The organism is Tardiphaga sp. (genome assembly GCF_044340795.1).
Taxonomy (GTDB): Bacteria; Pseudomonadota; Alphaproteobacteria; order Rhizobiales; family Xanthobacteraceae; genus Tardiphaga.
Map to the genome: position 1 here is coordinate 1 of NZ_JBIISY010000434.1, position 2,659 is coordinate 2,659.

General features: G+C 61.2%; 4 protein-coding genes. 2 read left to right on the plus strand and 2 right to left on the minus strand.

All coding sequences use genetic code 11. The features are described from left to right. The coding region (locus tag ACIQ17_RS32780) for an invasion associated locus B family protein (RefSeq protein WP_398473743.1) at positions 1-424 on the minus strand (424 nt) is incomplete at its 3' end. Next, positions 424-1,425, minus strand: a complete 1,002-nt coding sequence (locus ACIQ17_RS32785; RefSeq protein ID WP_398473745.1) for an alpha/beta hydrolase family protein — start codon at positions 1,423-1,425, stop codon at positions 424-426. The genes ACIQ17_RS32780 and ACIQ17_RS32785, both read right to left, overlap by 1 nt. 93 nt (positions 1,426-1,518) lie before the next feature. Here ACIQ17_RS32785 and ACIQ17_RS32790 point away from each other — a divergent pair, with 93 nt between their 5' ends. Both ACIQ17_RS32790 and ACIQ17_RS32795 read left to right on the plus strand, forming a co-directional pair. Then, positions 1,519-2,157 (plus strand): YoaK family protein, encoded by a 639-nt coding sequence (locus ACIQ17_RS32790; RefSeq protein WP_398473746.1) that lies wholly within the window; start codon positions 1,519-1,521, stop codon positions 2,155-2,157. A 16-nt stretch (positions 2,158-2,173) separates the two neighbouring features. After that, positions 2,174-2,659: SulP family inorganic anion transporter (locus ACIQ17_RS32795; RefSeq protein ID WP_398473747.1), on the plus strand; the 486-nt coding region annotated here is incomplete at its 3' end.

A 2,659-nucleotide genomic window follows, 5' to 3' on the forward strand; every position in this document is an offset into this window, starting at 1 on the left:
TTGGCAGACACCCGGGAGAGGGCAGGTGAGGGGGCTTGTTCCGATCGATCGTCAGGGCGACCTGGTTTGGAAGATACAATCCGACCGGGCAGAACACCTGTACGCGTACCGGCGCATCGTCGCGGGAGACGATGTCGAGCCGGATCGCCATCTGGCCGGTGGGAAACGTGCCGGTGATCGATGTTCGACATTGCCTGCTTGTGCCTCCAGGTTTGAAGCAGACCTTGGTCCAATCGCCAAATGCGACGTCTTTCATCTCCCGCTGGCCGCGTGGGGCCATTCGTTCTCCCGTCAGCGCTGTCGTCGAAATCCGTGAGGTGGCAGATTGGCTCGGCGCGAAGCTGGCAAGTATCGCCAACAGCAGCGCATCAGCCCATCGCTTGCCACGGCGGCGTCGCCACTCGTTGCGAAAACATGCTGGCATCAGCGTTTCCTTTCTGAACCGTCCTCATTCTGAGCGTCCAGGAAACGCGATACGATCGGCGACCAGATCGGAATGGCATCCGGCGAACCGATGAGGAAATGGCCCTCGGCACCGAACGGAGGGATGAGCTGATACTGTGCGCGGCCGCCGCCTGCGCTGAACGCTGTATGCATGCGTTTTGATAACGCGGGGCTGAAGAAGGTGTCGTTAGCGGTATAGATCCACAGCATCGGCGTCCGCGACATACGACCGAAATCTGCCGTTGCCGCAACAAGCTTGTCCGGCGCGCAATTGTTGTTCGGCTTGCCGTCGACCCGGCCGCCGCGGCCGGCTGCGAAGGCAATAATGGCTTTCACTTGCGGCGGGTTGAGGCTCGACAGCGCAATCGATGCCCAGCCGCCAGCGGATTGTCCGATGACGATCACATCGCTGGATAAGACCTGTTTCTCGGCGGCAAAATAGTCGATGATCCATAGATCGACATTGGCGACCGCAAGACCGGCATCGCGGAAGTTCGGATTTGCGCATCTGCCGATCTTTGAGAAGAACGAACCGTAGATTCCACGTTCGGGAATATCGATCGCCGTCGCGCCGTAACCACTACCAACCGGCGCCACCACGAGATAACCGCGTTCCGCAAACCATCTGGCCGCGTCACGAAATTCGACAAGTGGAAAGAAGCTCCGGTCGATCGGGTCGAGGGCGACGCCGTGATTCATGATGGCCAACGGGAAGGGGCCGTCGCCGACCGGGCGCACCAGATAGGCGAACATCGGTAATGGCAACGGAAGGACCCAGATCTCTTCCTGAATGCGTATGCGAGTCGGACTGGCTGAATCATCCGCCGACTGCCCCGCGAGGGTTGATGTGGCACTGCTGAAGAACAGCGAAGCCGCAGCCACGATGATGCGGCAGATCGGACGTTTGTGCCTCGTGCTTCTTGGCTGCATCATCGTGTGAGCGAAGAGGATATGAGATCGGCGATACTTGATCCAGATCAATACCGACTATCGCCGAGGCCGCGTTGTGGTTTGATGAGGGTAAGCATCCATGAGGCGCCTCCCATTGATGCTCCGGTCCGCCGCGATGAGACCTTGTCGGTCGCGCTGCTGCTGGGGGGCGCCGGCGGGTATCTCGATGCTTATGCCTGGATTACGCACGGTGTTTTGGCGAATGCGCAAACGGCCAATCTGGTATTCCTTTGGGTGAATGCGATGGTCGGCAAGTGGAGGGAGGCGCTCCACTTCGTGCCCTCCCTTCTGGCATTCGTCATCGGGGTCGCCGGCGCCGTGTGGCTGCGGCGCGTCGCGGGCGTGCGCGCTGCGCCGATCAGCATCGTCATCGAGATCGCGGTGCTTTGCGTCGTTGGCGTGTTGCACAGTCGTATGCCTGACGTGGCGGGCACGTTCGGCGTATCAATGGTTGCTGCGATGCAGACCTCGATCTTCAACGGGGTCGAAGGGGCAAAATACAGCTCTGTGATGATCACGGGAAACCTTCGCCAATCGATTGAAGGTTTGGTCGCTCTGATCGCCGGAGATCCGCAGGTTGGGCTGCTCCGGAGATCATCCATCTTCATAGCGGTTTGCGCGTCATTTGGCTCTGGCGCGGCGATCGGCGCTTTCGTCACGGAGCGGGCGCCCGTGATGTCGTTGCTCATCCCCGTGGCATCGTTGTTGCTCGTTCTCTTGCGCTTGCCTGGTTTCGCATGGCCGAGGCGTGGGCCGCATTGATTGAAAGGAGGCTGGCGTGGCGTTTCACCGGACCTTCCCGCCGGCGCGATGGGTTGCCGAGTATCGCGCCGATTGGCTGCGCAGCGATACGGTTGCCGGCGTGACGCTGGCGGCCTATGCGATCCCCGTATCGCTGGCCTATGCCGCCCTGGCAGGGCTGCCGCCCCAGGTCGGAATCTATGGCTACTTGCTGGGAGGCATCGGCTATGCGCTGCTGGGTTCCTCGCGGCAGCTCGCGGTCGGGCCGACCTCGGCGATATCGCTGATGATCGCCGGCACGGTCGGTACACTGGCTGCGGGCGATGCGCTTCGTTATAGCCAGATCGCCAGTGTTGCGGCCCTGGCCGTGGCTTGTCTTTGCGTGATTTGCTGGCTGTTCCGGCTCAGCATGCTCGTGCGTCTGATCAGCGACACGATCCTGATCGGGTTCAAGGCCGGCGCCGGGCTCACGATCATGATGACGCAGATGCCGAGCCTCTTTGGAGTTGCCGGTGGGGGACGC